29 protein-coding genes are annotated in these 24,903 nt (G+C 63.4%); 19 read left to right on the forward strand and 10 right to left on the reverse strand.

Going from position 1 to position 24,903, the window contains the following annotated elements:
* Window positions 1-32: 32 nt before the first annotated feature.
* From ACSSVG_RS11670 to ACSSVG_RS11680, 3 genes are all read left to right on the forward strand, one after another.
* The gene (locus tag ACSSVG_RS11670) at window positions 33-1,967 is read left to right on the forward strand and encodes a DUF2264 domain-containing protein (RefSeq protein ID WP_492419054.1); all 1,935 of its coding nucleotides are present in this window, start codon (window positions 33-35) and stop codon (window positions 1,965-1,967) included.
* Window positions 1,968-2,087: 120 nt separating this feature from the next.
* Complete coding sequence (locus ACSSVG_RS11675) at window positions 2,088-2,282, forward strand: hypothetical protein (RefSeq protein WP_492419056.1); 195 nt, start codon at window positions 2,088-2,090, stop codon at window positions 2,280-2,282.
* Between the two features lie 118 nt (window positions 2,283-2,400).
* Window positions 2,401-3,204, forward strand: coding sequence for a DUF1206 domain-containing protein (locus tag ACSSVG_RS11680; protein ID WP_231340865.1), 804 nt, complete (start codon window positions 2,401-2,403; stop codon window positions 3,202-3,204).
* An 18-nt stretch (window positions 3,205-3,222) separates the two neighbouring features.
* Here the strand turns inward: ACSSVG_RS11680 and ACSSVG_RS11685 are convergent, their stop codons facing one another.
* From ACSSVG_RS11685 to ACSSVG_RS11695, 3 genes are all read right to left on the reverse strand, one after another.
* Window positions 3,223-4,086, reverse strand: a complete 864-nt coding sequence (locus tag ACSSVG_RS11685) for an AraC family transcriptional regulator (RefSeq protein ID WP_492419058.1) — start codon at window positions 4,084-4,086, stop codon at window positions 3,223-3,225.
* A gap of 161 nt (window positions 4,087-4,247) precedes the next feature.
* Window positions 4,248-4,508, reverse strand: coding sequence for a hypothetical protein (locus ACSSVG_RS11690; RefSeq protein ID WP_492419060.1), 261 nt, complete (start codon window positions 4,506-4,508; stop codon window positions 4,248-4,250).
* Entirely contained in the window at window positions 4,501-4,770 is a 270-nt protein-coding gene (locus tag ACSSVG_RS11695; protein WP_231340868.1) for a GlsB/YeaQ/YmgE family stress response membrane protein, read from the reverse strand. Before ACSSVG_RS11695 ends, ACSSVG_RS11690 begins: the two co-directional genes overlap by 8 nt.
* Before the next feature lie 588 nt (window positions 4,771-5,358).
* On the opposite strand from ACSSVG_RS11695, the gene ACSSVG_RS11700 reads away from it, so the two are divergent.
* A complete protein-coding gene (locus ACSSVG_RS11700; RefSeq protein WP_253464956.1) occupies window positions 5,359-5,790 on the forward strand; it encodes a DUF4555 domain-containing protein in 432 nt (143 codons plus the stop codon).
* Window positions 5,791-5,797: 7 nt separating this feature from the next.
* Here ACSSVG_RS11700 and ACSSVG_RS11705 read toward each other — a convergent pair whose 3' ends face one another.
* A complete protein-coding gene (locus ACSSVG_RS11705; RefSeq protein ID WP_492419062.1) occupies window positions 5,798-6,502 on the reverse strand; it encodes an alpha/beta fold hydrolase in 705 nt (234 codons plus the stop codon).
* A gap of 42 nt (window positions 6,503-6,544) precedes the next feature.
* Window positions 6,545-7,111, reverse strand: a complete 567-nt coding sequence (locus ACSSVG_RS11710) for a YdeI/OmpD-associated family protein (protein WP_492419064.1) — start codon at window positions 7,109-7,111, stop codon at window positions 6,545-6,547.
* A 227-nt stretch (window positions 7,112-7,338) separates the two neighbouring features.
* Here ACSSVG_RS11710 and ACSSVG_RS11715 point away from each other — a divergent pair, with 227 nt between their 5' ends.
* From ACSSVG_RS11715 to ACSSVG_RS11745, 7 genes are all read left to right on the forward strand, one after another.
* Window positions 7,339-8,820, forward strand: a complete 1,482-nt coding sequence (locus ACSSVG_RS11715) for a fumarylacetoacetate hydrolase family protein (protein ID WP_492419189.1) — start codon at window positions 7,339-7,341, stop codon at window positions 8,818-8,820.
* Window positions 8,813-9,496: a GntR family transcriptional regulator gene (locus tag ACSSVG_RS11720; protein ID WP_492419066.1), complete on the forward strand. Its 684-nt coding sequence runs from the start codon at window positions 8,813-8,815 to the stop codon at window positions 9,494-9,496. The genes ACSSVG_RS11715 and ACSSVG_RS11720 overlap by 8 nt, the downstream gene beginning before the upstream one ends.
* Before the next feature lie 34 nt (window positions 9,497-9,530).
* On the forward strand, window positions 9,531-11,042 hold the full coding sequence (gene hpaE / locus ACSSVG_RS11725) for a 5-carboxymethyl-2-hydroxymuconate semialdehyde dehydrogenase (RefSeq protein ID WP_144652317.1): 1,512 nt from the start codon (window positions 9,531-9,533) through the stop codon (window positions 11,040-11,042).
* 104 nt (window positions 11,043-11,146) lie between these two features.
* A complete protein-coding gene (gene hpaD / locus ACSSVG_RS11730; RefSeq protein WP_492419069.1) occupies window positions 11,147-12,241 on the forward strand; it encodes a 3,4-dihydroxyphenylacetate 2,3-dioxygenase in 1,095 nt (364 codons plus the stop codon).
* A gap of 4 nt (window positions 12,242-12,245) precedes the next feature.
* Window positions 12,246-13,031 (forward strand): 2-oxo-hept-4-ene-1,7-dioate hydratase, encoded by a 786-nt coding sequence (hpaH, locus tag ACSSVG_RS11735; RefSeq protein WP_492419070.1) that lies wholly within the window; start codon window positions 12,246-12,248, stop codon window positions 13,029-13,031.
* On the forward strand, window positions 13,016-13,819 hold the full coding sequence (locus tag ACSSVG_RS11740; RefSeq protein ID WP_492419072.1) for an aldolase/citrate lyase family protein: 804 nt from the start codon (window positions 13,016-13,018) through the stop codon (window positions 13,817-13,819). Before hpaH ends, ACSSVG_RS11740 begins: the two co-directional genes overlap by 16 nt.
* Window positions 13,820-13,885: 66 nt before the next feature.
* Entirely contained in the window at window positions 13,886-14,323 is a 438-nt protein-coding gene (locus tag ACSSVG_RS11745) for a hypothetical protein (RefSeq protein ID WP_231340876.1), read from the forward strand.
* On the opposite strand, the gene ACSSVG_RS11750 is transcribed toward ACSSVG_RS11745, so the two are convergent.
* The gene (locus ACSSVG_RS11750) at window positions 14,324-14,680 is read right to left on the reverse strand and encodes a nuclear transport factor 2 family protein (RefSeq protein WP_492419074.1); all 357 of its coding nucleotides are present in this window, start codon (window positions 14,678-14,680) and stop codon (window positions 14,324-14,326) included.
* Window positions 14,681-14,733: 53 nt separating this feature from the next.
* Window positions 14,734-15,276, reverse strand: a complete 543-nt coding sequence (locus ACSSVG_RS11755) for a hypothetical protein (RefSeq protein ID WP_492419075.1) — start codon at window positions 15,274-15,276, stop codon at window positions 14,734-14,736.
* Window positions 15,277-15,583: 307 nt separating this feature from the next.
* On the opposite strand from ACSSVG_RS11755, the gene ACSSVG_RS11760 reads away from it, so the two are divergent.
* Window positions 15,584-16,792, forward strand: coding sequence for an aspartate transaminase (locus tag ACSSVG_RS11760; protein ID WP_492419077.1), 1,209 nt, complete (start codon window positions 15,584-15,586; stop codon window positions 16,790-16,792).
* A 13-nt stretch (window positions 16,793-16,805) separates the two neighbouring features.
* Complete coding sequence (locus tag ACSSVG_RS11765; protein ID WP_231340880.1) at window positions 16,806-17,480, forward strand: 4-carboxy-4-hydroxy-2-oxoadipate aldolase/oxaloacetate decarboxylase; 675 nt, start codon at window positions 16,806-16,808, stop codon at window positions 17,478-17,480.
* Window positions 17,481-17,708: 228 nt separating this feature from the next.
* Here ACSSVG_RS11765 and ACSSVG_RS11770 read toward each other — a convergent pair whose 3' ends face one another.
* Window positions 17,709-17,930, reverse strand: coding sequence for a hypothetical protein (locus ACSSVG_RS11770; RefSeq protein ID WP_090824211.1), 222 nt, complete (start codon window positions 17,928-17,930; stop codon window positions 17,709-17,711).
* Between the two features lie 124 nt (window positions 17,931-18,054).
* The gene (locus tag ACSSVG_RS11775) at window positions 18,055-18,999 is read right to left on the reverse strand and encodes a LysR substrate-binding domain-containing protein (RefSeq protein ID WP_231340881.1); all 945 of its coding nucleotides are present in this window, start codon (window positions 18,997-18,999) and stop codon (window positions 18,055-18,057) included.
* 267 nt (window positions 19,000-19,266) lie between these two features.
* On the opposite strand from ACSSVG_RS11775, the gene ACSSVG_RS11780 reads away from it, so the two are divergent.
* From ACSSVG_RS11780 to ACSSVG_RS11805, 6 genes are all read left to right on the forward strand, one after another.
* A complete protein-coding gene (locus ACSSVG_RS11780; protein WP_492419080.1) occupies window positions 19,267-20,055 on the forward strand; it encodes a LamB/YcsF family protein in 789 nt (262 codons plus the stop codon).
* A gap of 1 nt (window position 20,056) precedes the next feature.
* Window positions 20,057-20,779, forward strand: a complete 723-nt coding sequence (locus ACSSVG_RS11785) for a 5-oxoprolinase subunit B family protein (protein ID WP_231340883.1) — start codon at window positions 20,057-20,059, stop codon at window positions 20,777-20,779.
* Window positions 20,776-21,789 (forward strand): 5-oxoprolinase subunit C family protein, encoded by a 1,014-nt coding sequence (locus tag ACSSVG_RS11790; RefSeq protein WP_492419082.1) that lies wholly within the window; start codon window positions 20,776-20,778, stop codon window positions 21,787-21,789. The genes ACSSVG_RS11785 and ACSSVG_RS11790 overlap by 4 nt, the downstream gene beginning before the upstream one ends.
* Window positions 21,790-21,845: 56 nt before the next feature.
* On the forward strand, window positions 21,846-23,186 hold the full coding sequence (locus tag ACSSVG_RS11795; protein ID WP_492419084.1) for an MFS transporter: 1,341 nt from the start codon (window positions 21,846-21,848) through the stop codon (window positions 23,184-23,186).
* 82 nt (window positions 23,187-23,268) lie between these two features.
* On the forward strand, window positions 23,269-24,018 hold the full coding sequence (locus ACSSVG_RS11800; RefSeq protein WP_492419086.1) for an SDR family oxidoreductase: 750 nt from the start codon (window positions 23,269-23,271) through the stop codon (window positions 24,016-24,018).
* A 130-nt stretch (window positions 24,019-24,148) separates the two neighbouring features.
* Window positions 24,149-24,382: a hypothetical protein gene (locus ACSSVG_RS11805; protein ID WP_231343473.1), complete on the forward strand. Its 234-nt coding sequence runs from the start codon at window positions 24,149-24,151 to the stop codon at window positions 24,380-24,382.
* Window positions 24,383-24,407: 25 nt separating this feature from the next.
* On the opposite strand, the gene ACSSVG_RS11810 is transcribed toward ACSSVG_RS11805, so the two are convergent.
* Entirely contained in the window at window positions 24,408-24,842 is a 435-nt protein-coding gene (locus ACSSVG_RS11810; protein WP_159706417.1) for an acyl-CoA thioesterase, read from the reverse strand.
* Between the last annotated feature and the right edge of the window lie 61 nt (window positions 24,843-24,903).

Consider the following 24,903-nt stretch of genomic DNA (forward strand, 5'->3'; position numbering starts at 1 on the left):
CACTCCGATCCAGCTGCGGACAACCTACTGTAATGAAGCTGGAACTACGCCCCCGCAGGAGACTCATGGCCATCGGCTTCACCATGCCCGCCCCGGATTTCGACCTCAGCCCCATCACTGGATGGACGCGGGAGCACTGGCTGGCCCTCGCGGATCAGCAGTTGCTCGCGGTTCGCCCCTACTTTTCACCCCGCAAGGCGACAATCCGGCTGGGCGGCCGCCCGTCGTCGTCGGGAGTTGTGTCCGACGGCCTGGAAGGTTTCGCCCGAACGTTCCTGCTGGCGGCTTTCCGCGTGGCGGGCGAGGGCGGCGATGACCCCCACGGCCATGTGGACCTTTACCGCGAGGGCCTGCTTCAGGGGACCCAAGGGGACGGACCTGAAGCGTGGTTGCCGATTACTGATCGCTCGCAACCCATGGTGGAGGCTGCATCCATCGTCCTTGGGCTCCAGATCACCAAGGCCTGGCTGTGGGACACCCTCGGCGGCGACGAACAGGCGCAGGTTGCCGCCTGGCTGCAGGGCTCCTCGCGCAGCACCTGTGTGGACAACAACTGGGTGCTCTTCCAAGTGATGATCGCCGAGTTCCTGGCCGGTGCCGGGTTCGAGCACAACGAACGCCAGATCGAACACGGCCTGCAGCGCCTGGAGGACTGGTACGCCGGCGGAGGGTGGTACAGGGACGGGGACAACGGCGGTACCGGCGATTTCTTCGATTACTACTGCGGCTGGGCCATGCACCTCTACCCCATCCTCTGGGCCGAATTCGCTGCCGGCCGGTACCCTGAAGCCGACCGCCGCCTGGACCTCTATCGGACCCGGCTCGCGGCTTTCCTGGAGGACCACGTCAGGTTCTTCGGTTCCAACGGCGCCCCGATTTTCCAAGGCCGTTCGCTGATCTACCGCTACGCCGCGGTGGCGCCCCTCTTCATGGGTGAGGCGATCGCCGCGACGCCGCTCAACCCCGGCCAGACCCGTAGGATCGCCAGCGGCGCGGCGAAGTACTTCCTCGACGGCGGCGCTTACGACGACGGCCTGCCGTCACTTGGGTGGTTCGGCGCTTTCGAGCCAATGACCCAGGGATACTCGGGCCCCGCTTCGCCGTACTGGACGTCCAAGGCGTTCGTAGGATTGCTCCTGCCCGCCGACCACCCGGTGTGGACCGCCGTCGAGGAACCATCTCCGTTCGAGGGGGATGACGGCCTGAAGCACGCAGAGGCGCCCAACTACCTGCTCCACTCCACTGCCGCTGACGGCATTGCCCGTCTGCTCAACCACGGCAGCGACAAGTACTACGCGCCGGGTCCGGACGATCCCCTGTACCGCCGCCTCGCCTACTCAAGCCACACGGCGCCACTATTCACCACGCACCCGGTCGACAACCACTTCGCTGTCCTCAATGACTCCGGCACGCCCAGCCGCCGGGCGAAGATCCACCGCCCCAAGGCCTGGCATCAACAGGCAGCCAGTTGGCATGCCCCCGTGTGGGATGACACCGACGACCCCGCCGATTCACCCTGGCGGGTCGCGACGGGAACGGCCGCGGCAGGCGGGTACGAACTTCGGGTCCACGCCGTGGTGTCCCATGTTGCCTCTGGCCTGGCCGTCCGCGATGGCGGCTACGCGCTGGCCGGTAGCCGCCCCGTGGAGAACCGGGATGGTGTGCTCAGCGACGGCCGGCTTCACACCGCCATATGGCCCCTTTACGGCTATACGGGCGTCGGAACCTACCGGGCGGAAGGCGCGTCGCCATTGGGCGAGCTGGCCGCATGCGGCTATCTGGAAGGCCAGCTGTCCGGCAAACGCAGCTGCTTCGCTTCACTGGTGTACCTCGGTGGTGAGCCTCCTGCCTGGGTTCCTCCCGCCGTCGGGCGTCCAGTTTTTGACGTGCTCGACGACGACAGCCGCATCGGCGCGCGCCTTGCCTTGGGTTCGGGACAGGTTTTGGAGGTGTCGTTCGCCTTCTGAGGCGCGGGAGCGAATCTTGAGCGAATCTTGAGATGACCCGGCGTCCTTCTTGAGCAGTCCATCCGATGGTTGAAACATCAGCCAATCTGCTGATGGGAGCTTCCAGGAAGGACCACCGAAATGACTGACCAGATCTCCAGCAAGTCCGCAAACGCCGGCATTGCCCGCGATTCCCTGTCGGGAACTGCCGAGGCAGTCCGCCATGCTGGGGAGGTCCTGGGCCAGAACCGTGCCGTGGTGGCCGTTCGTGAGCAGTTCAACCCCCTTGGCGTGGGGCTTCGGAGCATCTGGCCGCAATCGGTCGTCGGGTTCTAGGGCCCAACAACTTTGAACCGGGCGGGCACCTTTTCCTTCGGAAAGGTGCCCGCCCGGCGTCGTTTAAGCGACGATGGAGTCCAGCTCGAAAATAAGGAGGCTTGTCATCAAGGAAGAGATGAGGAAGGCCGCTGGTGTGGCCGAGGAAGCCGCGAATTCGCGTACCTTTGCCGCTGTTGCCCGGGCCGGCTACGTGGTGAGTGGACTGCTGCACCTGCTGATCGGTGTCATCGCCCTGCAACTGGCAGTGGGCCGCGGCGGTGAGGCCGATGTCAGCGGAGCGGTGACGGAGCTGGCCCGCCAACCGGCCGGTCCGTTCCTGCTCTGGGCCTGCTTCGCAGCGTGCGCGGCGCTGGCATTGTGGCAACTTGGTAACGCGATACTCGGCTTCCGGGGCGGCGTGGGCAACAAGCTCACCAAGAGACTCTCCGCCGTAGGGCAGGCGATCGTCTTCGCCGGCCTTGCCGCCACCATCGTCTCGTTCGTCGCTGGCAAGGGCCAGAACAGCAGGGAGTCCACCAGCGACTACACCGTCACACTCATGAAGGCCCCGTTCGGGATGTTCCTGCTGATCGCCATCGGTGCCGGCATCGCGATCACGGGCATTGTGTTCGCAGTGCGGGGCTTTCGGCAGAAATTCACCAAGGACCTCTCGCTGTCCTCCCACCAATCCGTGCGCAAATTCCAGCTCGGTGTTGGCGTGGTGGGCTACATAGCCAAGGGGATCGCCCTTTTCCTGGTGGGCCTGCTGGTGGTTATCGCTACGGTCCGTGCCGAGCCTGAGCAGTCAACCGGACTCGATGGCAGCTTGAAAGCCCTGCGGGAACAGCCGTATGGGGTGTACTTGTTGGCAGCTGTTGCGCTGGGGCTCATCGCCTACGGCCTGTTCCTGATGGTCAAAGCACGGACGCTCCGGACTTAGCTTCTACGTGGACTCGCATCACCTTGCTTCTTCCTTCTCGATGGGGATCCACAACTGCCCACGTCCGTGCGTGCCGCCTGCCTCCACCTGGACGCTGAGCATTTCAGGTCCAGGCGCCCACCTGTACGGGTTGGCCGGGAACCATTCCGTTGCTGCGTCCGCCCACATGTTTTGCAGGACCTCCGGGAACTTCCCTTCGGTTTCGAAAACGACCCACAGACCTGCCGGCACTTCAAGGGCGTCCAAACCTTCCGGTGCGGCCTGGCTGGATGCCACGGCGTGCCAGTAGTCCAGTTCGCTTCCCTCGGTGCGCTGCTCATCGATGGCGTCGGTGACAGACAGTGGGCCGGCAGGATCCATGTCTGCGAACCCGAGCATGCGCTGGGTGACACTGGGGTCCAGGCCCCTTTGAAAATCGATGATGGCCTGGTTGGGTCCTTCGTGGACCAGGGGGACGCGCGCTTTCATTCCAATAAGGCGGAAAGCAGGCCTGTCCTCAATGCGGTGCTTCATGTCGGTATTCCCTTCGACTCGGAGATGGAACCTCAGCTGAGGCTGGGAATGGAGAACGGCGCCAGGCTGTCTGGCCTCAGACGGCGTCAGCCCGTGCATGGCCTTGAAGGCGCGGGTGAACGCTTCAGCTGAGCCGTATCCGTAGCGGACCGCAACGTCCAGGACTGTTCCGCCCTCAAGGATTTCCGCAGTGGCCGCCGTTAGCCGCCTCCTGCGGATGTACTCCGAGATGGGGAGGCCAGCCAGGGAGGAGAACATCCGCCGGAAGTGATATTCGGACGTCAAAGCGGTCCGGGCCAGGGTGCTCACCTCCACGGTCGCGGTCAGGTCATGCTCGATCAGCTCCACGGCCCTGTTCCATTCGTGCACAGTCGCCTCCATTCCTTGCACCGACGCTACGCGGGCCACAGTGGTGATGGCCCAACAATCCTTGCCCGAAATTATCAGGCTCCGGACAACGCAAGAACCCGGAGGCTGCAGTTGCAGCACTCCGGGTTCCTGGATCTCGTGGAGGAGCCGGCGTTCAGGTACTACGGCCGGCTGGAGCCAGACGCTTCTTCATCAGGTTCGGATGAGAAGGGCCGGTCCGCAGGGGTCTCTTCCGTATTGTGTTCGTCGAGTTCGGCGTCGGCCGAGGGAACAGTCTTCTCGGCGTAATCGCCCTCTGTGTAGTCGCCGCCGGCGTCGTCCTTCAGGGTCTCAGGGGACACTCCGGTGTCGCCGTAATCGCCCTCGGAGTACTGGCCTTCGAGTTCGTCGCCGTTGGCGTCGCGGTTCGGGTGATCAGCCATGGTGCGTCCTGCGGCTGGTGACCAGCCCGTAGACCAGCAGCACGATGAGTGAGCCGCCGATAGCCAGGAGCCAGGTTCGGATGGCGAAGAACTCCGTTAGTCCCTCGCCGAAGATCAGGCCGCCGATCCAGCCGCCCAGCAAGGCGCCGACCACGCCCAGCAAGAGGGTTATGAACCAGCCGCCTCCTTGGCGTCCGGGAAGAATAAGCTTTGCGATGGCACCGGCCAAAAGACCGAGCAGAAGAAAACCAAAGAAACCCATTTTTGCTCCTACTTTCTTTGTCGATGGAAATTCCATGAACGTGTTGAAGCGGTCACTTCATCGGGCGCCTTTTCCGCATTTAAGGCGCCGAAATGCGGCCCTTGGAGGCCGCGCGATGTACGGGAACGGAAAAGCCAATGCAACCCGATGAATTTGTTAAATGCAGCCAGTAAAGCACTCCTGCCGATGGGGGGTCGGGCTCAGTACTACAACTGCAACGCTAGCCGCTCCGGGAACCAGTAGCAAGTAACCTGATTATCTACTTGCCCGTGGATGGAGCCCCGAGCTGGCCGGATTACGGGGCTGCTGGTCATCCACGGGGAGTCTCCGACTTCCTTGGCGGCCTCCTTGGCCTGCCAACTGATTCCTCAGCAGTATTCATCATCCAGTCATCCAGTCCCATGGTTTTCACTCCTCGGGTCGTGGTTCGGGGGCCGCCGGCGATTATCCGCCGCTTGGCGCATTATTTTAGTCGTTTGTCCCATTCCAGCAAATCTTTGTTGGTCGGCCTGCAATCAATGCGCAGGTGACAGCGCGCAGGCTACGGGGATAGTGTCGAGGAATAACGCCTCGAAAGGAGTGATTCCTGTGAAAGGGAAAGCATTGTTCGCCGTTGGAGTGGCCGTCGGCTACGTATGGGGATCGAAGTCCTGGCCGGAGGTGTTTCGGCGGGTACGTGGAGGCACGGAAAAGCTCTGGAAGAACCCTGACGTCCAAGAGAACGTACACCAGGCCGCCGAAGCTGTACAGGAGTCGGTGCCGGATGTCTTGGACAACCTCTATGAGGCCGGCAAGAAGCTGATGGAAAGGGCCGAGGCGATGTTCCCTGGAATCACCTCGCCGAAGGCGGGCCAACGGACGGGTTCGTCCACGCATGAACCGGCAGCAACCACCGTCCCTACCATCAAGTCAGACGTAGTGTCGGATCCCGCCCTGGATGACACCACCGGAAGTGACTGGACGGACGAGGGCGGCGCAGCGCCGGAAGGACCAGCCACGAATACTCCGCCCCGTCCCTAGTTCCCAGCTAGATGCTGCGGTTCGCGGCCGTCAAAATTGCCTCTCCTAGTTCCTTGGGCTTAGTGAACTGGGGCCAGTGTCCTGTAGGCAGGTCGATGTAGTCCACGTCGTGGATCCTTGCGAGCTCGGCGGTAAAGGGATGGCCGGCGTCCATCCACTCCTTCAGCAATGACGACGGGAACTGGCAGGCGATGATGGTGGCAGGAACGTCGTAGCGCCGGACGTCGCTCAAATGCTGCTGGTCAAAAGCAACGCCCTTGGGTTCGGGGATGGCGCGTGCGCGGAAAGCTTCCTTCAGGTCATCGGTGAGGTCCACCAGGTCCTCGTCCTCGAACGCTTCCCACGGCGGCAGCGGGAGGTCGTCGCCGTCGTCGGGCAATTCATCATTGATGACCCCGCCCTCACCGAGAGGGCCACTGTCCACATAGATGGCACGGGCCACCCGGTCTGGGCGGGCATCTGCCACGCCATGGATGATGGCCCCGCCACCTGAGTGGCCTACAAGGATGACTTTGCCGTCCAGGGAGTCAACTTTCGCCGCGACGGCATCTATGTGTGTGCGCAGGCCGATGCCGGCGCGGGAGGCGTCGGCGGATTCCAGCCCAGGGAGCGTCAGCGGATGAACCGTGTGTCCTGCGGCCACCAGCGGGGGAGTCACCTCCTCCCATGACGAGGCGTCCAACCAGAAACCGGGTACAAGGATGATGTCCATGCGGGTACCCTACGGGAGCCCACCGACAGTTTGTAGGGGCCGTTAGTCTCCGTCGGCCAGCTTTTGCACAACCTTCGCCAGGATCTTGCCGCGGGACTCCGGGGTGCGGGCCTTGAGTACCTGCAGGATGATGAGGTAGCGCTCGGTCTTACCCAGCCGTTCGAAACCTTGCTTGGCGGCGCGATTTCCTGCGAGCGCGGCCTCCAGGTCCTCGGGAACCTCGGCGTTGGCTTGCGAAACGTACGCTGCTTCCCAGCGCCCGTCAGCCTTGGCGGCGTCTATCTCGGCGAAGCCCGCCGGCTGCATGCGTCCAGCCTGGATCAGGGCCTCCACTTTTCCCACGTTGACTTGGGACCACGAGCTGCGGGCCCGGCGACGCGAGTATCGCTGCAGGAAGGTTTTCTCGTCGTTTCCGCGGCGTTGGCCGTCGATCCAACCGAAGCAGAGTGCGCCGTCCAGGGCGTCTTCGATGCTGATGAGTCCGGCGCCTGAGTTCTTCTTGCCGATTATCAGCCAGGCTTCGGCTTCAGTGTCGTGGTGTACAGCCAGCCAGCCCTCCCAGTCTGCTCCGCTGGCAAACCTCAGCAGCTCGGGCTCGTTCTTCTCCACCGTGGACCTCCCTTTCCCACTACCAGCATCCCCCAAGTAGGTCGCAGCAGAGGGTGTTATGAGCGCTCAAAACGCCCTCTGTTGCGACTTAGGTGGGTTCCGGGAGGGGGTTGACGGGACGCTGATCGCGGGTCATAGTTATCGTATACGATTTCGTACTTGATGCAGCCCGACGAAGAGGAGGCGCCGTGACACTGGAGTTCCGGACCCAGGAACTGAGCCAGGACATGCTGGCCCGGACGCGCAAGGTTATTGCGGTCCACATCAACTACCCCAGCCGTGCGGCACAGCGCGGGCGTACTCCGCAGCAGCCGTCGTACTTCCTGAAGCCGTCCTCGTCCTTGGCGCTCGGCTCCGCTGACTCTCCCGGCGCCGTTGAGCGTCCCGCGGGTTGTGAACTGCTGGGCTACGAAGGCGAAATCGCCTTGGTCATCGGCAAGTCCGCCCGCCGCGTTGGCCTTGACGATGCATGGAGCCACGTCGAATGGGTCACTGCGTCCAACGACCTCGGCGTCTACGACCTCCGCTACGCAGACAAGGGCTCCAACGTCAGGTCCAAAGGCGGCGACGGCTTCACCCCCGTTGGACCCGCGCTCATCCCGGCCGACGCTGTCGATCCCACCCAGTTGCGGATCCGCACCTGGCATAACGGGGACCTCGTCCAGGACGACACCACCGAGGACCTGCTCTTCCCGTTCGCGCAGCTCGTCGCCGACCTCTCGCAGCTGCTCACCCTCGAAGAGGGCGACATCATCCTCACCGGCACCCCCGCCGGTGCGTCGGTCGCCAAGCCGGGTGACGTCGTCGAAATTGAGGTCACCGGTGGCGGCTTCAGCAGCGGCCGTTTGGCCACCAAGGTAACGGAAGGTACGACGCCGTTCGCTGACTTTGGTGCCCGGCCCAAGATTGATGACATCCAGCGGGAGGAAGCGTACGGATCGCGGGAAGCGGCAGGGCTGCCTTCTGAACCGGCCGCTGCCGCAAGTGTCCTGACACCGGAGCTGAAGGCGAAGCTGGAAAGCGTCGCCACGGCAACCCTTTCTTCCCAGCTCCGCAAGCGCGGGCTGAATAACGTCAGCATCGACGGCCTGCAGGCCACCCGCCCGGACCGCAAGGTGGTGGGCCTGGCCAGGACCTTGCGTTATGTGCCCAACCGCGAGGATCTCTTCAAGACCCATGGCGGCGGTTTCAATGCCCAGAAGCGCGCGATCGATTCCGTGAACGAAGGAGAAATCCTGGTCATGGAAGCCCGTGGCGAGAAGGGCACTGGCACTGTGGGGGACATCCTGGCGCTTCGTGCCCAGGTTCGGGGAGCTGCTGCGATCATCACTGACGGCGGCGTCCGCGACTACTCGGCGGTGGCCGATCTGGAGATGCCCACGTACTTCGCCAACCCCCACCCCGCAGTCCTCGGGCGCAGGCACATTCCGTGGGACACGGACATCACCATCGCCTGCGGCGGAGCGACGGTCCAGCCGGGTGACATCATCGTGGCCGACTCCGACGGCATCCTGGTGATCCCGCCGGCCATCGCCGAGGAACTGGTGGATGACTGCATCGCCCAGGAAAAGGAAGAGACGTTCATCTTCCAGATGGTCCAGGAAGGCAACAGCGTGGATGGGCTCTACCCCATGAACGCGGCATGGCAGGCACGGTACGCGGAATGGTCCGCTCGCCGGCAAACCGGGGAAGGAGTCCACAGTGACTGAAACCGCCGTCGGAAGCAGCGCCGTCGAAAGTGCCTCCCAAAGCAAGTCACAGCAGGCGTATGCCGCCGTGAAGGCTCGAATTATTGAAGGGACGTACACGCCGGGTTACCGGCTGGTGCTCGCGAAAATTGCCGAGGATTTGGGCTTCAGCGTGGTTCCCGTGCGGGAGGCGATCCGGCGTCTGGAGGCCGAAGGGCTGGTCAAGTTTGAACGGAACGTGGGCGCCACGGTGGCCGGGATCGACCCCACCGAGTACCTCTATACGATGCAGACCCTGAGCATCGTGGAGGGTGCGGCCACCGCGTTGTCCGCACCGCTGATCGACTCGGTAGCCATTGCCCGGGCGCGTGCGGTGAACGAGGAGATGCGTGAGTGCCTGGAGCACTTCGACCCCGTCCGCTTTACCGCGCTGAACCAGGATTTCCACAGTGTCCTGTTTGAACACTGCCCCAACCCGCACATTCTCGACCTGGTCCACCGGGGTTGGAACAGGCTGGCCTCGCTTCGGTCCTCAACCTTCAGATTCGTCCCCGGCCGCGCGCAGGAATCGGTGCGTGAGCACGAGGCGTTGCTGCAGCTCATTGAGCGTGCGGCCGACGCCGACACCATCGAAAAAGCAGCCCGCCAGCACCGCGCCGCCACCCTGGACGCGTACTTGGCGCAAGCCAAACAGTAAACCGCCACACTGATCACCAGTTAGGACTTCAACGATGACGACCTCTGTAGAGACCGCCAAGCACTACATTCCCGAGAACCTGCCGTCCCACATCCAGCACTTCATCAATGGCGAGTTCGTTGACTCCGTGTCCGGCAAGACCTTCGATGTCCTGGATCCGGTGTCCAACGGCAACTACGCCACCGCGGCTGCAGGCCAGAAGGAAGACATTGACCTCGCTGTCGCCGCGGCACGCGAAGCCTTCGTCAATGGCCCGTGGCCGAAGATGAAGCCGCGCGAACGTGCCCGTGTGCTGAACAAGATCGCCGACGCCGTGGAGGCCCAGGAAGCCCGCCTCGCCGAACTCGAAACGTTCGATACCGGCCTGCCGATCACCCAGGCCAAGGGCCAGGCGCTCCGAGCAGCCGAGAACTTCCGCTTCTTCGCGGACCTGATCGTGGCCCAGTTCGACGACGCCATGAAGGTCCCGGGCTCGCAGATCAACTACGTGAACCGGAAGCCGATCGGCGTCGCAGGCCTCATCACCCCGTGGAACACCCCGTTCATGCTGGAGTCCTGGAAGCTCGCCCCGGCCTTGGCAACGGGCAACACTGTGGTGCTCAAGCCTGCTGAGTTCACCCCCTTGTCCGCGTCCCTGTGGGCGCAGATCTTCAAGGACGCCGGCCTGCCCGACGGTGTATTCAACCTGGTCAACGGCCTGGGCGAAGAAGCCGGCGATGCCCTGGTGAAGCACCCTGACGTACCGCTGATCTCCTTCACCGGCGAGACCACCACGGGCCAGACCATCTTCCGCAACGCCGCAGCCAACCTCAAGGGCCTGTCCATGGAGCTCGGCGGCAAGTCCCCGTGCGTCGTGTTCGCCGACGCCGACCTGGATGCCGCGATCGATTCGGCATTGTTCGGGGTCTTCTCCCTCAACGGCGAACGCTGCACGGCCGGTTCCCGCATCCTGGTGGAGCGGGCCATCTACGACGAATTCTGTGAAAAGTACGCCGCCCGGGCCAAGAACATCGTGGTGGGCGATCCCCACGATCCCAAGACCCAGGTTGGTGCCTTGGTTCACCCGGAGCACTACAACAAGGTGGCGTCCTACGTGGAGATCGGCAAGTCTGAAGGGCGGCTCCTGGCCGGCGGCGGCCGACCCGACCACCTGCCCGAAGGCAACTACATCGCACCCACGGTGTTTGCCGACGTCGCGCCTGACGCGCGGATTTTCCAGGAGGAAATCTTCGGTCCCGTCGTGGCCATCACGCCCTTCGAGAACGACGACGAAGCCCTCGCCTTGGCCAACAACACCAAGTACGGCCTGGCGGCCTACATCTGGACCCAGAACCTGACCCGGGCCCACAACTTCTCCCAAAACGTGGAGGCCGGCATGGTGTGGCTCAACAGCCACAACGTCCGCGACCTCCGGACCCCGTTCGGTGGCGTGAAAGCTTCCGGCCTGGGCCATGAGGGTGGCTACCGCTCCATCGATTTCTACACCGACCAGCAGGCCGTGCACATCACGCTCGGATCCGTTCACACCCCCAAATTCGGCGCCTAAACTCGGAGTTTTTGTACAGATAACGCCCCTAAAACCCGTTCTAAAGGGCCGTACCTGTACAAAAACTCCATCCAAATGACCCCTTTCAACGAAGAGAGAATCCCATGAGCAACTTCACCGGCCCCATCCCCACGCCCACGGTCCCGGCACCGGACATCGTCCGCTGCGCCTACCTGGAACTCGTAGTCACGGACCTGGCCAAATCCCGCGCGTTCTACGTGGACCTCCTCGGCCTGCACGTCACCGAGGAAGACGAGAACACCATCTACCTGCGCTCCTTCGAGGAGTTCATCCACCACAACCTGGTGCTCCGCAAGGGCCCGGTGGCCGCAGCAGCAGCATTCGCATACCGCGTGAAGTCCCCGGCTGAAGTGGACGCCGCCGAGGCGTACTACCGCGAACTGGGTTGCCGGGTGGAGCGCCGCAAGGACGGCTTCACCAAAGGCGTGGGCGACTCCGTCCGCGTGGAAGATCCGTTGGGCTTCCCGTACGAGTTCTTCTACGACGTAGAGCACGTCGAACGCCTCACCCAGCGCTACGACCTCTACTCCGCCGGCGAACTGGTCCGCCTGGACCACTTCAACCAGGTCACCCCGGACGTCCCGCGCGGCCGCAAGTACCTGGAGGACCTCGGCTTCCGCGTCTCAGAGGACATCAAGGATTCCGACGGCGTCACCTACGCCGCGTGGATGCACCGCAAGCAGACCGTGCACGACACCGCCCTGACCGGTGGCAACGGACCCCGCCTGCACCACATCGCGTTCTCCACGCACGAGAAGCACAACATCATCCAGATCTGCGACAAGATGGGCGCCCTGCGCATCTCCGACCGCATCGAACGCGGCCCCGGACGCCACGGCGTGTCCAACGCGTTCTACCTCTACATCCTGGACCCGGACGGCCACCGCGTGGAGATCTACACCCAGGACTACTACACCGGCGACCCCGACAACCCCACCGTCACCTGGGACGTCCACGACAACCAGCGCCGCGACTGGTGGGGCAACCCCGTGGTCCCGTCCTGGTACACCGAGGCCTCCCTGGTCCTGGACCTCGACGGCAACCCACAGCCCATCATCGAACGCGAAGACAAATCCGAAATGGCCGTCACCGTGGGCGCCGACGGCTTCTCCTACACCCGCCCGGACGCGGCGTCCGGCGAAGCTGCCGAAGGGTTCAAGCTCGGGGCGCAGGTCTAGAACCATGTTGGACGCGAAGACGATCGAAGCCATTGCCGACGAGCTCCTCGAAGCCGGCCGCTCCCGTACGCCGGTTCCTCGGTTGACTGCCCGCTACCCCGACATGACGGTGGAGGACTCCTACGCCGTGCAGCAGTTGTGGATGCGGCGGAACGAGGAAGCCGGGCGCACGTTGGTGGGGCGCAAGATCGGCCTCACGTCCAAGGCCATGCAAGCCGCCACAGGCATCACCGAACCGGATTACGGTGCCATTTTTGATGACATGGTCCTGGATACCGGGTGTTCGGTGCAGTGGGACAAGTACACGCACCCACGGGTTGAAGTGGAACTGGCGTTCGTACTGAAGTCGGGCCTCAAGGGGCCCGGATGCACCATTTTCGATGTCCTCAACGCCACCGACTACGTGGTTCCGGCCCTCGAAATCCTGGACTCCAGGATCGAGATGGAGGGCCGGACCATCGTGGACACCATCTCGGACAACGCGGCGATGGGCGCCATGGTGGTGGGCGGCCGCCCGGTGCGGCCGGACGCCGTCGACCTCCGATGGGTCTCCGCCATCCTGTACAAAAACCAGACCGTGGAAGAGACCGGAGTCGCAGCCGGAGTTCTGGACCACCCGGCCAACGGTGTCCACTGGCTGGCCAACAAGATCGCCGCGCATGGGGACTCGATGAAGGCCGGAGACATCATCCTCGCGGGCTCGTTTACGCGCCCGCTGTGGGTGTACAAAGGGGATACCGTGCACGCGGACTACGGACCGTTGGGAGTGGTGACATGCCAATTCGACTAAGCCCCACCTTCTACTCGGCACTCTCTGAGGCCGGCCGGCCCCTGGCGGGCATGTGGGTCTGTTCCGGCAGCCCACTGGTCGCCGAGATCTGCGCCGGTTCAGGCTTGGACTGGGTTCTGATCGACGCCGAGCACAGTCCCAACGGGCTCGAGTCGATCCTCGCCCAACTCCATGCCGTCAGCGGTTACCCCGTGCAGGCGATGGTCCGCCCGCCGGTCAACGACACCGTGGTCATCAAGCAGTACCTGGACCTCGGTGTGCAGAACCTGATGATCCCCATGGTGAACTCGGCCTCTGACGCCGCAACTGCGGTTGCCGCTGTCCGCTACCCGCCGCACGGTGTTCGCGGCGTCGGATCCGCACTGGCCCGTTCTGCACGCTGGAATCGCGTCCCGGACTACCTGGCTACCGCCTCGGAGACCATCAGCCTCACCGTCCAGATCGAATCCGAAGCCGCAGCATCCGCGGTGGAGGAGATCCTGGCCGTCGACGGCGTGGATGGCATCTTCCTGGGCCCCTCGGATCTCGCAGCCTCCATGGGCCTGCTGGGACAGCAGGAAAATCCCATGGTGAGGGCCGTCGTCGAGCATTGCCTTGAAGCCGCGAAAGCGGCTGGGAAACCGGCCGGCGTGAACGCCTTCAACGAGGCAACCGCCCGGGCCTATCTCGACGCCGGTGCCTCCTTTGTGCTGGTCGGCGCCGATGTCGCGGTGCTGGCCCGCGCGTCGGAAGGGTTCGCGTCAACGTTCATTCCCGTGTCTGAAACGGCTGAGCGCGAAAGCTACTGACCTGTTCTTGTCCGCGGTAGACGGTGGGCTAGGCTCGAGGGAACGAGAGCCTGAGGGGGCAGTGCCATGAATCGTCGTGTTGTAGCTGTAGCTTCCGTTGTTGCCGTGCTCGGACTGGCCGGTTGTTCGTCGCCGACTGGCCCGGATGTCCTGGCGCGGGAAGCGACGGCCGAGGACGAGCTTCCGGAGACCGTGAGCCTCATCAGTGTGGATACGGACATCAAAGCGGGGTCAGCCCGATTGCTGGCCACCCACGACGATGTGGAGTACTTCGCGGCCAAGAGTTCCACTGGTGGGTCTGCCTGCTTGATTACGGTGCCTGTAGGACTCCCGGGGCGGTGGAGGGCGGGGTGCGCAGCGGTAGCGACTGGTGAGGACATCGTCACCTTGACTAACTTTGACGATTCACAAGCGAAGCTCATCAACGACGGCGTGGATGCCGGCCAGTCGAAATACGACGGATGGACCCAGGTCCACCCCAACCTCCTGTACAAACCCCGCTAGCTATTTGCGGGCCATGTACCATTCCGTGAACTCGCGTGCCCGGCCGTCCTCAGCGAAGCGGATCACCCACAGATTGTCGTAGGTGGGGTCCCCGTTCAGATACGTGGTGAGGCCTTGGACGAAGGCAGTATCGCCTTCCCTGCCCAGGAGCGTCCACTCGAAGGTCCAATCCTCGGGCTTGTCACCGGCGTCGGCCCACCCTTTGACGATCTCTTCGTGGCCGTTCCAGGGTTTTGAGGTGTTGGGCCTGTCGTTGTAGACGGCGTCTTCCGTGAAGAGCGCCCGGATGTCGTCGGGCTCATTCGACGTCCAGGCGCGTTCGTACTTGTCCATCCAGGAATTCACATCGTTGCTCATCTACCCGTTCTACCTTCCGGGGCCGGCGGGTTCAACGGTGAGGGCCGGAGACACTAGGCCGGCCGGGCGATTCCCCGCGTTGCCCGGCGGATGTGGTCAGGAGTGAGTCCGGTCAGCGAGGCGAGCTCCAAGTCATCGCAGACCTGGTTCCGGAGGGCGATCACCATCAGTGCCCCGCGGCGTTCCGTGATCTGGTCACGATGCCGTTCGGCTGTCCTGAGCTCCCCGCTTTTCTGCTTCAACGCAGCCACCTGCGTGCTGCGGGGGAGGCCGCTCGGATGGAGATCGTCATAAGCCAAAGCGATGGTCCTGACTGATTTCATGTTTTCCCCGGTGACCGCTGAAACAGTGGCGATGGTGAGCCCGTCCTCAATCGCCTGGGCGATCAGCTCGTTTCGGGCAGCAGTAAGGGTGCGGATGGCGGCCGTTGCGTGGGACAGGACCTGCCGATGGACCCCTAAGGCCTGCGCGAGCTTGGCACGTTCAGCGTGGTCCGGGGCCTGCGGTCGCGTTGCCTTCGCCCGGTAGGCGTACCGTCCGGTGGCTGCGCGACCTTGCAGTGAAACGCCGGGGGCTGAGCTGGTTTGGGCCGGCATTGGCTCCCTTTCGGTTCCGGAACAGCGCTTCTGACCCTTCGAATCTAGGCAGTGTTCACCGGTGCAAGGAAATACCAATACCGCGTGAACCCATAAGCAAAGTGCATGGAAGAAGTGTCCCAAGGCGCGTCTGTGCGGATTCTGTCCAGCCAATGCCTGCAGAAACCCCACAGCGGGATCCACGTCATAAGACCCCCTTATAGATCCACGCACATTAGGTCTTATCCACAGCGCCCACGGATCCCTAGTCTCGAAAAAGGGGATACGCGAATCCGCGCGTCCTGAGTCCCACATTCCTGGAGGAGACATGTCCGACTACCTGCCGGCGTCGAGGGTCACCCGCATCAAGTCCTCAGCGAGCGTCGCCGCGGCCGCCCGCGTCCGCGAACTCAAAGCCGAAGGCATCCCGATTATCGACCTGACCGTCGGCGAGCCGGACTTTGATACCCCGGACCACATCAAAGCCGCCGCCATCGAGGCGATCAACAACGGCGAGACCAAGTACACGTCGGTGACTGGCACGCCGGAGCTGCAGACCGCCATCCTGCGCAAAATCGAGGGCCACACCGGCCACCATTATGGGCGCAACCAGCTGACCATCGGCGGCGGAGCCAAGCAGGTCCTGTACGTTGCCCTGATGGCATCCCTTAATGCGGGCGATGAAGTGATCGTCCCCGCGCCGTACTGGGTTTCCTACCCGGACATGGTTCTCGCCAACGACGGCACTCCTGTGATCGTTGCCTGCGGCGAAGATACGGGCTTCAAGCTCACCCCGGATGCCCTTGCAAAGGCCATCACCCCCAACACCAAATGGCTCATCCTCAACGCGCCGTCCAACCCCACCGGCGCCGTGTACACCCGCGAGGAACTGCAGGCACTCGGTGCGGTCCTTGAGCAGCACCCGCAAGTCTTCATCCTCACTGACGAGATTTACGACGAAATCCACTTCGGCGACGGCCGCGTGACCAGCCTGGTCACGGCGGTGCCGGCGCTCAAGGACCGCATCCTGCTGGTCAACGGCGTCTCCAAGGCCTATGCCATGACCGGCTGGCGGCTCGGCTACGGCGTAGGTCCGGCTCCCCTGATTGCGGCCATGAACAAGCTGCAATCCCAGACGTCATCGTGTCCGTCGTCCATCAGCCAGGCCGCCGCAGTGGCGGCGCTGAACGGTGATCAGTCGTTCGTCCGCGACAGCGTGGAGGTGTACCGCAAGCGCCGGGACGCCGCCGTCGAGGGTCTCAACGCCATCAACGGCCTGTCCGTCGCGCCGGCTGAAGGCGCCTTCTATGCCTACGTGAACTGCGGAGGGGTAATCGGCAAGGCTACGCCCGACGGCAAGGTCATCGAGAACGACCAGGACTTCACGCTCTACCTGTTGGACGCCGCACGCGTGGCCGTCATCCAAGGCTCGGCCTACGGCCTGGGCCCGTACTTCCGGATCTCCTTCGCCACCTCGCTGGAGACCATCAACGCCGGCGTGGACTCCATCCGCGATGCCGTCAACGCCCTCAACTAGAAAGATTCAGACCATGATCCACGTCAAGACCAAATTCGAGCGCCCCGATGCGGACGTCGTCAGCCGCCTCGCGGCCTTTTCCTCCGCCACGATCCACGAAGCACAGGGCCGCCGTGGCGCCTTGAGTTCCAGGATCAAGCCGATCGACCGTTCCATGTCCTTCTGCGGTCCCGCCGTCACGGTCGCCTGCGCACCCCAGGACAACCTCATGCTCCAGGTCGCCATCCACTACGCACAGGCCGGCGACGTGGTGCTGGTCGGCGCCCAGGAAATGGCGGAAGCCGGCACGTTCGGTGACGTCCTGGGCAACGCCATGAAGGCCAAGGGCATCGCCGCGATGGTTACTGATTCCGGCGTGCGCGATACCCAGGACCTGATTGAACTCGGCCTGCCCGTCTTCTCCGGCAGCGTCAGCATCAAGGGCACTGTCAAGGAAACCCTCGGCCCCATCAACCACCCGATCGTCTTCGGCGACGAAATCATTTATCCCGGCGACATCCTTCGTGGTGACGCTGACGGCGTGGTGGTTGTCCGCCGCGAGGAGGCGGAGGAAGTCATCGCACTGTCCCAGGCCCGCGACGACCACGAGCGCGAACTCATCAAGCTCTACCACGACGGTGGCAACACCATCGAGCTGTGCGGCCTCACCGACAAGCTCAAGGAGAAGGGCCTCCTGGTCGAAGACTAGGCTCTTGCGCCAATGCCGGCTCCGCGTCTTGAAGGGCGCGGGGCCGGCCCTTTCGGCGTGCCTTCCAGCATGTTTTTGGGCATGGGAAAGGCGCCTTGCCCGGACTCCTGGGTCACTAGGACTCCTGGGTCACTAGGACTCTTAGGTCTCTACGGGGGGCATGGCGCCTTAGGATGCTGCAGCTCTGCTTGACGTTCGACGACGGGTGGCCGGGTCGCGGGGGCTGGCTCAGTCCAGTCCGGAGTGCCCGGGCCGTGTGTCCACCAAGTGCCATTCGATGCTGTTGCCGGCGTGCGTGGGCATCAGGCTGCCTTCAAAGACGAACAGCGGCTCGCCGATCCCTCCGAGCGGACGCCAAAAACCATTCCGGGGGCAATGGAATCCGGTCCGTGCGCTGACCGTTCCGCGGGTTGGATTTGATACCCATCCGGCTGTGCTGATCTTTTTCACCGTTGTTTCCTTTGAACTTGCCCGCGGAATCCGTGAGCTGGTTTCGAATTGTTTGTTAATTCGATATTAGGAAATTAATACGGTCTTGAATAAGACCAAAGCTGTCTGTCCGGATAAGGCTTTGTTATGGATGGGCCGGGAGTTGCACGGGGTCGGTCCCATACTTGTTGATCAATTGTTGATGCAGCATCTCCTTGACCACCAGCAGCACGGCAGAGGCAGCCTCGGACAGTGGCTCGTGGTCCGGGGTGCAGAGGGCGATTTTGCTCTGCAGTCCGGGTTCCACGATCCGCAGCACCTTGAAGTCCTGGTCCGGGAAGAGCGCATCCGCGGCCGACTTGGGCAACACCGTGCCGCCGAGGTTGGCGCGGATGAGCCGGGTGAGGGAGGGGACGGATTCCACTTCGCCCACCAGTTTCAACGGCAGGTCCTGATCAGCCAAACCCTTCTCGATGAGCTGGCGCAGGGTGTGGTTCTTTTCCGGGAGGAACAGCCCCACGGTGCTGGCTTCGGCAAGGGTGATGGTGTCCCTGCCGTGGTCGATGTCCACATCAGGGTGCACCACCAAGTGGAGGTCTTCCACGATCATGGTGGTGAACTGAACCCCACGGATCTTCCCGGGCTCGTAGATCAGTGCCATGTCCAGGCGGCCGTTCTTGATGGCCTCGCTCAATACGCCGCCGAAGATCTCCGTCAGATGGACCACGATGTCCGGGTAGCGCCGGCCAACTTCGCTGATGATCTGGGGTGTCAGGCTGGAGGCCATGCTGTAAGGCGCGATCGCTATGGAGACGCGGCCGGAGGGTGCGGCCCCCGAGGATGCGACGTCTTGCCTGGCCTGTTCCACCAGCCGCAGGATCGACTGTGCGTGGCGGTAGAGCGTGTGCCCGGCAGCGGTGGGTTCCACGCCTTGTTTGCTACGGATCAGCAGGCGCTGCTTGAGGTCGTTCTCCAGCGCTGATACCTGCTGGCTCAAGGCCGGCTGGGCCACGTGGAGCGCGGCCGCGGCTTTGGTGATGCTGCCTGAATCAACGATCTGCACGAAGTATGAGAGCTTGCGCGTATCCATCGGTCTGCCTTCCTGGAGGGCCACGTCCCCGGGTGGCATGCGTTAGGGAAATTCTATCCGGGCGCCTGTGGGACCCAAGACACAGTACAGGGTGGTGCAGGTCATAACGGAGAGCTATCACGGGATAGCTATTAGGTCTTTGTGCAACGTGGTTGACCGATGCGAGACTTTTGGAAAGAACTTCAGGCGACGCTTTGGGATTCCAGGAGCGCCTGCCGTTTCCTCGGAATTAAATTCCAATGAAAAAACCCACGGAAAGAGAACCACGTGAACCCGACAATTGATCTTGTAGCGGATCTTGGAGAGGGATTTGGCGCCTACACCATTGGCGACGACTCCGAACTCCTGGAGATCGTAACAAGTGCCAATATCGCATGCGGGTTCCATGCCGGTGACCCCGACATCATGGCCGCCACTGTTGCCGCATGCGTTCGCCGCGGAGTAGGCATCGGGGCTCACCCGAGCTTCCCGGACCTGCGTGGGTTTGGTCGGCGTGACATGGGACTTTCTGCCAGCGAGGTACAGAACGATGTCCTGTACCAACTGGGTGCCCTCAACGGCTTCGCGTCTTTCCACGGCACCAAGGTCACGCACATCGCTCCGCACGGCCGGCTCGGCAACCTCGTCGCTGTCCGCGCCGACTACGCCCAGGCTGTGGTTGACGCTGCGGCCCGCGTGGACAACGAGCTCATCGTGGTGGCCCAGGAAGGCGAACTGGCTGCAGCGTCACGCAACGCCGGGCTCGACGTCGCAATCGTCGGCATCGTGGACCGTGCCTACCAGGAAGACGGCACGCTGGTTCCCCGCAGCCAGCCAGGTGCTGTGCTGCACGATCCCACGGAGATTGTTGAGCGCACGCTCCGCATGGTGGTTGAGGGCAAGATCCGCTGCGCCAACGGTGTGGACCTGGACATCGACGTCGACACCCTCCTCCTGCACGGGGACAACCCCGGCGCCGTGGAACTGGCCCGCCGGATCCGTTCCGCACTCATCTCCGCCGGCGTCACCATCTCCCCCCTCACGGAGGTCATGGACGCCAAGAGGAAGGCGGCCTGAGATGCCCGTGCTCACAGCGGCTCCCACCGAGATCTACGAATCCGGAGACTCCGCACTGCGTGTGGTTGCTATCTCCGAAGCGGGCGAACAGAACTGGCTGACCGTGCACGGACTGGCCGACTGGCTGGAAAGCTGCGGCGCTGAAGGCCTGCACGGAGCAGTTCCTACCTATGACTCCGTGCTGGTTGAATTCGATCCGATCCTCGTTTCGGCACGCCAGGTGCGCGCCTTCGTCAAACTCGGTCTCCTGGAAATCGCCCATTCCGGCGAGACAGCCAACGCACCCCGCGAGTTCGACGTTCCCGTGGCCTATGGCGGCGAGTACGGTCCGGACCTGGAGCGCGTTGCGCAGTACCAAGGGATTGCTGCGGACGAAGTCATCCGCCTCCACACTGAAAAGACCTACACCGTTCGTTGCCTGGGCGCGCCCGCAGGCTCGCCCATGATGGATGGCCCCGCGTTCCCCAAACCGGTGCCGCGCCTCAAGGACCCACGGCTCAGCGTTCCCGCTGGTGCAGTGGCCGTAGCCGGGCGACAAGCTGTCATCGCTCCGGCGGTGGCCCCCGGAGGCTGGTGCGTCATTGGACAGACCCCGCTGTCAGTCCTGAACATCCGTCGTGAACCGTTGGTCCCCTACAAGCCGGGCGACATCCTGCGGTTCCGGCAGATCCGCTCCGAGGACTTCAGCGACTTCGTGGGCATGGAACTGGAGCCCCTGCCATGAGCGGCGAAATCCTGATCCAGCAGCCCGGCAATTCGGTTGTCACGGACCTTGGAAGGACCCGCGGCCCCCGTTTCGGACTTCCCGTCAACGGTGCCCTGGACCAGTACTCGGCCCGTGCCGCCAACATCCTGGCCGGCAACCTGGACAACCATCCCTTGGTAGAGATCACCGCCCTCGACTTCCGGATGAAGGCCACCACCGACATCCTGATCGCCGTCACTGGTGCTCCGCTCACGCTCACCATTGGTGGGCGCCCCTCCAGCCAGTGGGAACCCGTCTCGGTCCGTGCAGGTGAAACAGTGTCCATCCGGGGGATCCACCACGGCCTCCGCGCGTACCTGGCCGTCCACGGCTCGATCGAGGCAGAAACACTGCTGGGCAGCGTCGCCCCGGACACCGTGGTGGGCTTCGGGCTTCAGCTCAAAGAAGGGACCAGCCTCCTGGCCCGCAAGAGTGTTGGCCCCGTTCGTCAGCCGTATTTTGATCTTCCGCTCTTCCGGCTGGGCCTTGAACGGCCCCGCATGGACTCAGACTTGTTGGTCGACGTGACCGACGGGCCGGACGTCGCCGAGTTTGGTGAATCCGGCGAGTTGCTCTTTACCTCGGAATACTCCGTCAGTGGCCGCAGCAACCACATCGGTTTGCGGCTCGGCGGGGAACTTCCGGAAAGAACCTCAAGCGGCGAAGTCCTTTCCCGCGGAGTGCCAGTGGGCGCCGTCGAGGTTCCTTCAAGGGAAGAGCTGCTGGTACTGCACCGGGGCCGCGGCGTCACCGCCGGGTATCCCGTACTCGCAGTAGTTACCAGCACCGGACTGGATGTCCTGGCCCAAGCGAGGCCAGGGGACAAAGTCCGTTTTCGGAAAACCACAGTGGCAGAAGCAACTGCCACCCACAGGCGCTCGCGGGCCCAACTTGAAACCCTCCGCGAATCCGTCAACACCGTCTTCGGACTCCTCGGCATCGGATGCCGTCCCCAGTGGCAGGACCTACCAGTTGCGGCATGCAGCTAATAACCCTGTCGTCAGACCAGTAGGCGTTGCTACGCTCATCCCAGTAAGGAAAAGTCATGACCGCAAGCACCAACGCTGCGCCAGTGCAGCATGAGCGGCTCACCAGCCGCCAAACCCGCAAGGTTGTCACCGCAGGTTGTGTTGGCATCTTCGTGGAACTGTACGACAACGGCATTTTCGCCTTCATGGCGGGAACACTGGCCCTCGTCTTCCTCGCGCCGGGCAACCCGGACAACGCACTGCTCTTCGTGTTCGCCGGTTACGCGGTGTCGTTCTTCGTCCGCCCGCTTGGCGCTGTGGTGTGTGGGTACCTTGGAGACCGGATCGGCAGGCAAAAGCTTCTCGTCTTTGTCATCCTCCTGATCAGTGTGGCCACTGCCGGTATCGGCCTGCTGCCTCCCTATGCGGCCATCGGCGTCGCGGCGCCCATCCTCTTGGTCCTCCTGCGCCTCCTGCAAGGCTTCTCCGTTGGTGGCGAGGCTGCCGGCGCCATGACCTTCCTCGCTGAGCACGCCCCGGAGGGCAAGCGCGGCATCATCACCTCCTACGCACAGATCGCCTCCTTCGCAGCTCTGCTTACCGGCACTTTGGTGGCCTTCTCCATGTCTCCCTGGCTCACCCAGGCAGCCATCGACGGCGGAGGGTTCGGTTCGTTCGCATGGCGCATCCCGTTCCTGGTCGCCATCCCCATGGGCATCATCGGCTGGTACATCCGCAAGGCCATCAGCGACACCCCCAACTTCGAGAGGCTGAAGGAAGAGGGCGGTCTCTCCAAGAACCCGCTCAAGGAAGCCTTCCAGTCCAAGGAGCACCGCCGCGCAATGCTCCTGGCCCTCTTCATCCCGCTGATGAACGGCTCCGGCTACTACGTCCTGTTCTCCTACATGCCCACGTTCCTCAAGGGCAAGCAACTGAACTTCACCATCGGTGAAGCCCTCCTGGTCACCGCCTGCAGCCTGGTTGTCATCTGCATCGCCATCCCGTTCATGGGAGCCCTGTCCGACCGCGTCGGTCGCAAGAAGGTCATCGCCGGCTCGGCCATCGCCATGGCAGTCCTTGGAATCCCGTCCTACGCCCTGATTGCCACCGGCGAGATGGGCCTGGCCATCCTGGGCGCCTGCATCATGGCCATCGTCTTCGCCGGCCACACCGCCGTCATCCACATCCTGATCGTCGAACTGTTCCCCACCCGTGTCCGCTACTCCGCTTACGGCCTCGGCTACAACATCTCTTCGGCCCTCTTTGGCGGCACGGCACCGCTGCTGATGACCTGGCTGATCGGCAGCACCGGCAACATCTACATGCCGGCCTTCTACGCAGTCATTACCGCGCTCGGCACGCTCATCGCGGTCAGCACGGTCAAGGACCGCGCCCACGAACCGCTGCGCGACGCCTAGCCCTACCCACACAGTGAAGTGCGCCGGGCTTCCGGGCTCGGCGCACTGAGCCCCACCGATTCCCCACCTTTTGGAGAACCCAATGTCCTTTTCTGACTACACCACCGCCCTCGTCACCGGAGCTTCCACCGGTATGGGTGCAGCCATTGCCGAACGGCTTGCCAAGCGCGGCCTGACCGTACATGCCATGGCCCGCAACGAGGAACGCCTCGCCGAACTGGCCGACCGCACCGGAGCCATCCCGCACGTCGTGGACCTGACCGACACAGCCGCGCTGGCCGCCGTCGTGAGCGACCTCAAGGTGGACGTCCTGGTGAACTGTGCCGGAGTTTCCCGGCCGGGCAACATCCTGGACTCGTCCGAAGAGGACATCGACGAGCTGGTGGACGTGAACCTTCGTGGCCTGCTGCAGCTCACCCGTCTGGTCCTGCCGGGCATGGTGGAGCGCGACCTCGGCCACGTCATCAACATCAGCTCCATCGCCGGTGTCTACAACTTCTACGGCCACACGGTTTACCACGCCACCAAAGCGGCCGTGCACCAGATCTCCCGCCAACTCCGGAACGACACCGTGGGCAAGCGCATCCGCGTGACCGAGATCTGCCCGGGCCGGGTGGAGACAGAGATCTTCGGCCGCAACCTGGGCGGCACGCCCGAGGCCATGGAAGAAGCCTGGCAGACCTACTACGAGGGCTATGAGTCGCTCACGACCGACGACATCGTGAACGCCCTGGACTACGCCATCGAAACGCCGCGCCACGTGAACGTGGGCATGCTTGAACTCATGCCGACGTTCCAAGTTCCTGGTGGCCTGACGTTCGACCGCCGCTGACTGTCCCGATTCAGCAGCCCTAAGGTTCCGGTGGCATCACTCCCGTCACCGGAAATACAAGCTGGCGGCCGCTCTCCCGCGGCCGCCAGCACCCGTTTAACCGCTGTTTTACGAGTGAAAGTCACAGCTGATGAGAAGGGCATTGTGCCTCGCCGACAGGAGAGACTGGGACGCCGAGGACTTCGATAACCTCGACGAATACCGGCAGGAGCCGCGGAGGCAGCAGCTGATCTGCATGGCCTGCGGGGGCAAGGCAATGTTCCGCACCGCCGGGCCTGGCCGTAAAGCGACGTTCAGCGCACGGCATACCGACGACTGCTGCCTGAACTCCCGCACATGGACCGTGTTCCGGTACCTGCAGTAGCGGCCAGCGCCCGACGGCGGGTGGTTCAGTCTTCGTCGAGCGTCTCTGTCAGGTGGTGCGTGGGGATGCGGTCGCGGTCATACGTGATTTCCGTATAGCCGTGCGGCTGCGGACGGCCATCCGCGCCAAGGTTCACGAACACGATCTCCTCGATGGTCAGGATCGCCTGCCGCGTGATCATGTTGCGGACTTCCGCGCGCATGGTCAGCGACGTGCGTCCGAAGCGTTTCGCAGTCAGCCCCATCTCGATCAGGTCGCCCTGGACTGCTGAGCTCACAAAGTTGATTTCGGAGATGTACTTGGTGACTGCGCGGCCGTTGCCCAGTTGAAGGATGGCGTAGATCGCGGCCTCTTCATCGATCCACTTCAGCAGGCTCCCACCGAAAAGCGTGCCGTTGGCATTGAGGTCCTCGGGCCGCACCCATTTACGGGTGCGGAAGGTGATGTCTGCTTTTTCCATAATCCGAGATTATCGAACTGACGCGGCCTCCGCTTGATGTTGCGCATGGGTTCCGCAGCCC

The sequence above is a fragment of the Paenarthrobacter sp. E2MeOHC11 genome (assembly GCF_058744955.1).

Excerpts from the sequence above, each read along its gene's own strand:
- ACSSVG_RS11805 (WP_231343473.1), top strand. The coding sequence starts at position 24,149 with ATGAGAAGGGCATTGTGCCTCGCCGACAGGAGAGACTGGGACGCCGAG.
- ACSSVG_RS11750 (WP_492419074.1), bottom strand. The coding sequence starts at position 14,680 with ATGAGCAACGATGTGAATTCCTGGATGGACAAGTACGAACGCGCCTGG.
- hpaE (WP_144652317.1), top strand. The coding sequence starts at position 9,531 with ATGACGACCTCTGTAGAGACCGCCAAGCACTACATTCCCGAGAACCTG.
- hpaD (WP_492419069.1), top strand. The coding sequence starts at position 11,147 with ATGAGCAACTTCACCGGCCCCATCCCCACGCCCACGGTCCCGGCACCG.
- ACSSVG_RS11690 (WP_492419060.1), bottom strand. The coding sequence starts at position 4,508 with ATGGCTGATCACCCGAACCGCGACGCCAACGGCGACGAACTCGAAGGC.
- ACSSVG_RS11745 (WP_231340876.1), top strand. The coding sequence starts at position 13,886 with ATGAATCGTCGTGTTGTAGCTGTAGCTTCCGTTGTTGCCGTGCTCGGA.
- ACSSVG_RS11715 (WP_492419189.1), top strand. The coding sequence starts at position 7,339 with ATGCTGGCCCGGACGCGCAAGGTTATTGCGGTCCACATCAACTACCCC.
- ACSSVG_RS11755 (WP_492419075.1), bottom strand. The coding sequence starts at position 15,276 with ATGCCGGCCCAAACCAGCTCAGCCCCCGGCGTTTCACTGCAAGGTCGC.
- ACSSVG_RS11705 (WP_492419062.1), bottom strand. The coding sequence starts at position 6,502 with ATGGACATCATCCTTGTACCCGGTTTCTGGTTGGACGCCTCGTCATGG.
- ACSSVG_RS11675 (WP_492419056.1), top strand. The coding sequence starts at position 2,088 with ATGACTGACCAGATCTCCAGCAAGTCCGCAAACGCCGGCATTGCCCGC.
- hpaH (WP_492419070.1), top strand. The coding sequence starts at position 12,246 with ATGTTGGACGCGAAGACGATCGAAGCCATTGCCGACGAGCTCCTCGAA.
- ACSSVG_RS11795 (WP_492419084.1), top strand. The coding sequence starts at position 21,846 with ATGACCGCAAGCACCAACGCTGCGCCAGTGCAGCATGAGCGGCTCACC.
- ACSSVG_RS11800 (WP_492419086.1), top strand. The coding sequence starts at position 23,269 with ATGTCCTTTTCTGACTACACCACCGCCCTCGTCACCGGAGCTTCCACC.
- ACSSVG_RS11775 (WP_231340881.1), bottom strand. The coding sequence starts at position 18,999 with ATGGATACGCGCAAGCTCTCATACTTCGTGCAGATCGTTGATTCAGGC.
- ACSSVG_RS11740 (WP_492419072.1), top strand. The coding sequence starts at position 13,016 with ATGCCAATTCGACTAAGCCCCACCTTCTACTCGGCACTCTCTGAGGCC.
- ACSSVG_RS11695 (WP_231340868.1), bottom strand. The coding sequence starts at position 4,770 with ATGGGTTTCTTTGGTTTTCTTCTGCTCGGTCTTTTGGCCGGTGCCATC.
- ACSSVG_RS11810 (WP_159706417.1), bottom strand. The coding sequence starts at position 24,842 with ATGGAAAAAGCAGACATCACCTTCCGCACCCGTAAATGGGTGCGGCCC.
- ACSSVG_RS11765 (WP_231340880.1), top strand. The coding sequence starts at position 16,806 with ATGATCCACGTCAAGACCAAATTCGAGCGCCCCGATGCGGACGTCGTC.
- ACSSVG_RS11785 (WP_231340883.1), top strand. The coding sequence starts at position 20,057 with ATGCCCGTGCTCACAGCGGCTCCCACCGAGATCTACGAATCCGGAGAC.
- ACSSVG_RS11670 (WP_492419054.1), top strand. The coding sequence starts at position 33 with ATGAAGCTGGAACTACGCCCCCGCAGGAGACTCATGGCCATCGGCTTC.
- ACSSVG_RS11790 (WP_492419082.1), top strand. The coding sequence starts at position 20,776 with ATGAGCGGCGAAATCCTGATCCAGCAGCCCGGCAATTCGGTTGTCACG.
- ACSSVG_RS11760 (WP_492419077.1), top strand. The coding sequence starts at position 15,584 with ATGTCCGACTACCTGCCGGCGTCGAGGGTCACCCGCATCAAGTCCTCA.
- ACSSVG_RS11680 (WP_231340865.1), top strand. The coding sequence starts at position 2,401 with ATGAGGAAGGCCGCTGGTGTGGCCGAGGAAGCCGCGAATTCGCGTACC.